Raw genomic sequence first — 6,495 nt, 5'->3', positions numbered from 1 at the left:
CTCCGGTCCGGTGCCGGTGTTCCGGGACCCGACCGGCGTGCCCGTCGACCCGGCGACGCTGCCGGCCCCGGTCCGTACGGTGCTCGGCGGCACCGACAGCGGCATTGCCAACGCCTCGGCCGGTCCGCCGTTGCTGGCTGACACCGCCGGCCGGCTCACCGATCCGCTGCTGGTCGATCCGGACAGCGGGTACGCGGTCGACGCCGGGACCGGCCAGGTGTACGCGCCGGACGGCTCCCCGGTCCACCCGGCGGCGCTGCCGGCCGGTGCCGCGCAGCGGCTCGGCTTCGACGCCGATGGCCGGTTCACCGACCCTCGGCCAGCGCGTCCCCGGGTCGACTTCGGCGGGCAGAACCTCGCCGACGCGTACCAGCCGGGTGACCGGGTGCTGGTGTTCGGCGCGGGTGCCTCCGGGGCCTGGGACATCGAGCAGGCTGCCGCGTCACCGGCGGCCACCATCGACTGGTCGGCCCGCGCGGTCGGGCTGCCGCCGGCCGATCGCACCGGTGATCCGGCCCGGGACGCCGAGCTGCGGTTTCAGCGCAGCTTCTCCGGCGGCTACAACCGCCGCAACACGTTGCCCGAGGTCGGCGCGTACGACGTGGCCGCCACGGACAGCCGGATCAGCCGGTCGCTGCGCGAGATCGTCTCCGCCCGGCACACTGTGGACGGTACGTTCCTGGTCGAGTTCACCGATGGCACCCGCCAGGAGTACGACCGGGTGGTCCTCTCCATCGGCCAGGCCCCCGAATACCCGGGCGGGGTCGGCAGTCTTGTCGCCCTGGTGGAGTTGGAAGGGCTCACCGGACCTCAAGCCGTACCGGACGTTCCATACGACATCGTCGGCCTTCAGGACAGCTCCGGCAGACTAAGGGTCCTGGGTGCGGCGAGTGTCAGCCGCAGCGCTCTACAACGGGTAGTAACCGGAGCGGACGACGTCAAACTCGCGTTGAGCAGGCAGGCGACCTCGCTGCCGGCCGATTCTGCAGGGATTCTGCCAAGTATCCGATTCCATGCCCAACGGATCGCCGAGGCTAACCGCGCCGCGTCACACCTCGTCGTAGCCGACGCCCAGCCAATGCTTCCCCCAGTCGAGACTCAGCCAGGGCAGCGGCCCGAAACGTTCGACGAGACTTCTACCGAACTCGGGCAGCTCGACGTGGACAGGAGATCCATCGATGTCTTCGCCGACGGGGAAGGCGCTGACCGTGACCAGGTTGTCGCGGAAGTCGACATAGCGCAGGTTCGGCAGAGCTTTGGTGGCGGCGAGCCGTTCGGCACCGACCGGGCCGATGCCGCATCCCGCCAGCCCGAGCCACCGCAGCCGGGGCAGGGCAGCGGCACCGATCAGTATGGACAGCCCGTCGTCGCCTATCGGGTTGTGCCCGAGATCCAATCCGACGAGACGGTCAAGCAGCCCCGAGGCCACGATCGCCGGGAGGTGGCCGGCGACGTCAGTCAGGACCAGATGGCGTACGGGAGTCTGGCTCCAGACGCGATCGCCATGATCGAGGAAGGCGTTGGCGGTCATCGTCACCGAGTCGACGAAGCCGAATCTTACTCGCCAGGCGGTGACAAGATCGGCGATCGGGGCGGCGATGCGCGGACCGACCCGGCGTTCCAGCCGGATCAGCCTAGGAGCGTTCGCCGGTTCGATCTGCAGTCGGATGAGCTCGGCGTGGTCGGGGTCGGTGGGTTCGATGGCGTCGGCGTAGCGCAGCCGCAGGTCCATGTCGTCGGGGTTGGCGAGGATGACGGCGTACAGGGCGTCGCTGACGGCGGGCCGGGCGTCGCTGGCGTCGGACATGACCGCAGCGTATCGACGCCACCGGCGTTACTGCCGCTACCGGACACTCGGCTGATTGGTCCGCAGGGACTCTCTCCGCTGGAAGACCCTCGCTACCAATCAGATCTGGAGCACAGCCTCACTGCGCCTGACGGCTACCAGGTCGGCTCGGATCCGGCGGTCCATCCGTACGGGGGGTTGATCAATGACGGCGGGCCGTCGCAGCCAGGTAGGGGAAACAACTGCCTGGACGCATCACTGGCCGCGCTGGCCAGCTTCTACGGCCAGCCACAGGTAGCTCTGCCGCGCTGGCCGGACCCGCTTCCTGACGGTCGAACAGACTGGGCGAGTGGGGAGGCAGCTGGCATCGAACGGGCAGAAGCCTGGCTGGGCGGTCAGTGGGCACCCCAGCCAGCCGACATGCCTGGTACACCCCGTGAACGGGCCGAGAGGATCAGCCGACAGTACGGAGAACTGCAGGACCAGCTGGCAACTGGTGGGCCGGGGTCAGCAGCCCTGGTGGTAGCGGAATGGCTCAAGCTGGACCGACTGACCGGACAACCGGCCGTCGACGAAGATGGAAACGTCGTCGTGCACGACGCGCATGCATTCGTGGTGGTTCACCCGGCGGATGCCGATGGGCCCGTCTGGTGGGATCCACAGCAGGGGACGGTGTGGACCGAGCCGCCGACGGAGTACGTCGAGATGACGCACACTCTATGGTCGATGACAGTACCCCCAGGGGAGGTGCCGGGCGATGACGGAGGACGACGCGCAGCAACTGATCGAACGGCTGGTCGGGACGGCGAATCCGATCGAACTGCATCCGTTCGAGTTCGGCTGGCTGGCGAAGGAGACACCGTCGACCGAACAGCGGGCGACGGGGGCGCACGTCGGGATGGGCTGCTACATCATCGACCAGTCGGGGACGGTGACGGTGCACGGCAGCCTGCCGATACCGGTGGTCATGAAGCAGTACGCGGCGGCGAGGCGGCAGGGCCGGATCAGCGGGCACCAGATCTGGCCGCGAGTCGCGACGGTGGACCAGCCGATGCGCGGCTGACCCGGATCCGGGAGCTGGCGGCCCACTACACCGCCGCCGACCCGCCGACCCGGCTGACGCTGCGCGCCGAGATCGGCGTACTCGTCGACCAGCTCGGCCTGACCGGCGGCACCCCGCAGGCGTACGCGCGGTGGGCGCAGTTGCCGCCGGACCTGGCGAACCTGCTGCTGCGGCTCACCTCGCCGGCGCTCGCCCCGGAGACCGTACTGGCGGTGCTCGGCGCGGACCCGGCGACGTTGACAGAGCCGCAACGTGCCCAGCAGCGCGACTACCGGGCCCGGCTGGTCCACAACGGGTACGTGCCGTTCGCGCCGCAGCTCACCGAGCAGCTGCACCGGCTCGCCGTCGACGCCGAGCACGGCCAGCAGAGCCTGCCGACGTTGCCGGCCTCCGCCGGCCAGGTGATCGGGTTGCGCCCGGATCAGATCGCCCAGCTGCGGGCCGTCGATCCGGCGCTGGCCGCGCGGATCGCCCGCGACGGGGTGTACGTCGACCTGACCGGCCGGGTCGACGTCAGCCCGTACGTGTTGGCGAACGCGCCGCAGGTCGACGTGGGCGGCGTACATCCTGGGTTTGACCTGGCGACGGACGCCGGCCGGCGGGCGCTGCTGGCCGAGGACACCCGTCGGGCGTACGCGACGATCACCGCGACGTACGGGCAGAACCCGGAGGTCGTCCGGCTGCTCGGCAGCCACCGGTTCCACTACCTGGGGCAGAACCGCACGATGGTGCTGGTCTCGGATGCGCTGACCCGGTCGATCCTCAACCTGGCGCCGAGCGCGCCGGTCGCGCCAGCGTCGGCTGGATCTGCTCCCGAAGCGGCACCGCTCGCCGCCGGTCCGACCGAGATCCACGTGTACGCCGACCACCCCTCCCTGCCGGAGCCGGATCCCGGGGAGGTGGCACCGGAGTACGGCCGCCCGGTGGATCCGCGCTCCGGTGCACCGGCACCCCTGTGGAACGGGCCGCCCCGGCGGGAGCACGTCGCGCAGGGAGCGCTCGGCGACTGCGGCATGTTGGCGTCGATCGGTGCGGTCGCCGGGCACAGCCCGCAGACGATCGGGCACCTGTTCCACCCGAATCCGGACGGCACCGTCGACGTCCTGCTGCACGAGAGCAGCCTCCCCGGTGACCGGACCGCTCCGACCGGGCGACGGTTGCGGCTCACTGTGACCCCGGACGTTCCGGTGCACGCCATCATGCCGGGTCAGGCCGCCTACGCTGACCAGTCGCAGGTGGGGGCGGCGTGGGCGAGCATCCTGGAGAAGGCGCTCGCGGCGGTCGACCGGACCTGGACCGAGTCCCGGCAGGTCCACTGGCAACAGCAGTGGCAGGGTTGGCAGGGTCGGACCGACCCGCATCGGGCGGCACCGCTGGGCTACGCCCGGATGAACCCCGGCAGCACCCCGGACCTGTGGGCGGAGCTGCTGACCCAGCTCACCGGCGAGCCGGCCCGCACCGGGCGGTTCCCCATCGCACCGGGCAGCGAGCCTGCCGCCGAGGCGACGTTGGCCCGGCTGCTGGCCCAGGGGAATCCGGTGATCGCCAGCACCAGGCCGCCGGACCGCTACCTGCATCTGCCGAACGGGACACCGCCGTACGGGCTGTATGCCGGACACGCGTACGAGGTGGTGGCGGCACAGGGTGGGCACGTCTGGTTGCGCAACCCGTGGAACCACGGCCATCCGCAGCCGATCCCGGTGCGGGCGTTCCTCGACCTGATGAGCAGGGACTACGCCCACCTGGATCGCGCTCCGGTCGTGCCGCCGCCCCCGCCGGTGCCGCCCGTCGCGGAGCAGGTGAGCAGACCCGGTGAGTCGATGGCGCAGGCCCGGGTCGGTGGGTCGGCAGGTGTGGCTTCCACCGCGCTGACCGCTGCGGGGCCGGGCCGTACGGTGGTCGACCGGGGCGGCGCGTACTTCGTCTACTACGTGGACCGGGGCCCGGTCGGTGAGCTGGTCCAGTTGGTGGCCGTCGAGGTGGGACCGGACGGGCAGCAGCGGTCGACAGGGTGGAGCGCTGACCGGGCGACGCCCGGTGCCGGTGCGGTGGCACCGCTGGCAGCCGGTGCCGAACGCCTGCCGGTGAGCCGGGCGGAGGCTGAGCAGGTGGCGCGCAGCGAGTGGGGCTTCGAGTTGCCGGACGAGCCGACGCTGCATGAGATGCTCGGTGGCTGAACTCTCGACGGAAAGGGACAGGATGGTGCCGTCGCACCCCGATGTGCTGGTGATCCGGAACAACACACAGGTGAACATGGGTACGTTCAGCCTCGGTGCGGGTGGGGCGAACCCGCGTCGACCGGTGACCGCACAGGTGGTGGTGGCCTACCCCGGGTCTGCCGATTCGACGACGCATCTGCTGCGGCTGGGCGAGACCTTCCCGATCGGTGCCGATTACTGGTACTTCGCTGGGGCGCATTTCGAGAATGCTGGCCGGTGGCGGGTGACGGTGCGGCGGTTGGCGCCGGGTGAGGCGCCGCCGGTGGTGGACGAGTCGACGGCGGTGACCGGTTGGCGGCCGGCGCAGCTGCAGCCGTTCGGCCAGCTGGACGAGGCGCGGTTGCAGGCGTTGGAGCAGGCGTTGGGCCGCGAGTTGACGGGCGACTACCGGGACTGGCTGGCCGAGACGAACGGGGTGCAGCCGATGGAGCCGCAGTGGGTGCCGGGTGCGCCGTTCACCCTGTTTCCGGGGCGTCCACTGTTGGGCGTCCATCCGGAGTATCCGGCGTACGACCTGCTGGCGGCGGAGCGGGAGTGGCGGGTCGGGAAGCTGTCGACGGACTTCCTGGTGATCGCCGTACCGATGGAGGGTCTGCTGCTGCTGCGGTTGACGGAGCCGCATCCGGGGACGGTCGGTTTCCTGCCGAACGATCTGCTGGCCGGCCCGGGTACGCCGGAGGTGATCGCCTGGCGGGAGCGGCAGGTGGTCACCACCGGCCTGGGCTGGTCGTTCGGCGACTTCCTCGGCCGGCTCACCCCACTCGACGCGCCGACCGCCTGACGCCGGAGGTTGAGCGTGAAGATCAGTTGATGAAAATACGGCCTTCCCCCGGCGTGTCGTCCGTATTTACATCAACTGATCATGGAGTTCACCGGCTGCCGCTGGGGGCGGAGCCGATCACCAGGAAGGTGTTCTCGGGCCACGGGTAGGAGTCGGTGTCACCGGGCTCGGCCGGTCGGAGGAAGACGATCCGCACGAGGCGGGGCCACCAGCGGGTCGGCTCCGACCAGGTGCACTGGACCTGCCGGTCGCCGGTGTCGGCGCAGTCGCCGACCTGTTCCCACCCGTCGAGCTGGCCGGCGACGTCGGACCGGACCTGGTCCCAGGTGGTGGCGGCCGGCATGGCGTAGGTCGCCACCTGCGGTTCGCCGCGTTCGCTGCGCAGGTCGGTGGCGACTTCAGCGGTACGGTTGTCGACGACCGCCTCGTACTCGCCTTCGGGCAGCATCGTCGACGCCCCGGCCGGTGCCGTGACGGGGACCGGCTCGCCGGCGGTCGTCCAGCGCACCCCGGCCAGCGCTGCCGCACCGAGCACGAGGACGGCCCCGGTAACCGCAAGAATGACTCGCACGGCCCGGAGTCTAGGAACACCGGTCCAGCCGGCACGGCACCCTGCACAGCCGGTCGGTTGGTCGGTCGACCGGCC

At 70.8% G+C, this 6,495-nt stretch carries 4 protein-coding genes; 2 read left to right on the top strand and 2 right to left on the bottom strand.

Annotation, left to right across the window (positions count from 1 at the left end):
- Positions 1 to 1,048: 1,048 nt before the first annotated feature.
- Positions 1,049 to 1,732, bottom strand: coding sequence for a hypothetical protein (locus ACN28F_RS14835; protein WP_421361406.1), 684 nt, complete (start codon positions 1,730 to 1,732; stop codon positions 1,049 to 1,051).
- Between ACN28F_RS14835 and ACN28F_RS14830 the strand changes: the two genes are divergently transcribed.
- Positions 1,679 to 5,026, top strand: a complete 3,348-nt coding sequence (locus ACN28F_RS14830; protein WP_421361404.1) for a toxin glutamine deamidase domain-containing protein — start codon at positions 1,679 to 1,681, stop codon at positions 5,024 to 5,026. The genes ACN28F_RS14835 and ACN28F_RS14830 overlap by 54 nt on opposite strands.
- Entirely contained in the window at positions 5,007 to 5,849 is an 843-nt protein-coding gene (locus ACN28F_RS14825; protein ID WP_421358255.1) for a DUF6406 domain-containing protein, read from the top strand. The genes ACN28F_RS14830 and ACN28F_RS14825 overlap by 20 nt, the downstream gene beginning before the upstream one ends.
- An 88-nt stretch (positions 5,850 to 5,937) precedes the next feature.
- Here ACN28F_RS14825 and ACN28F_RS14820 read toward each other — a convergent pair whose 3' ends face one another.
- Positions 5,938 to 6,420, bottom strand: coding sequence for a hypothetical protein (locus tag ACN28F_RS14820; RefSeq protein WP_421358253.1), 483 nt, complete (start codon positions 6,418 to 6,420; stop codon positions 5,938 to 5,940).
- Positions 6,421 to 6,495 lie beyond the last annotated feature (75 nt).

This window comes from Solwaraspora sp. WMMA2101, from assembly GCF_049179175.1.
Taxonomy (GTDB): domain Bacteria; phylum Actinomycetota; class Actinomycetes; order Mycobacteriales; family Micromonosporaceae; genus Micromonospora_E.
The sequence above is the reverse complement of the archived record's forward strand: the minus strand, read 5'-3'. Positions and strand labels throughout refer to the sequence as shown.

Coding starts and splice junctions, on each gene's coding strand:
- ACN28F_RS14835 (WP_421361406.1), bottom strand. CDS start 1,732: ATGGACCTGCGGCTGCGCTACGCCGACGCCATCGAACCCACCGACCCC.
- ACN28F_RS14825 (WP_421358255.1), top strand. CDS start 5,007: ATGAGATGCTCGGTGGCTGAACTCTCGACGGAAAGGGACAGGATGGTG.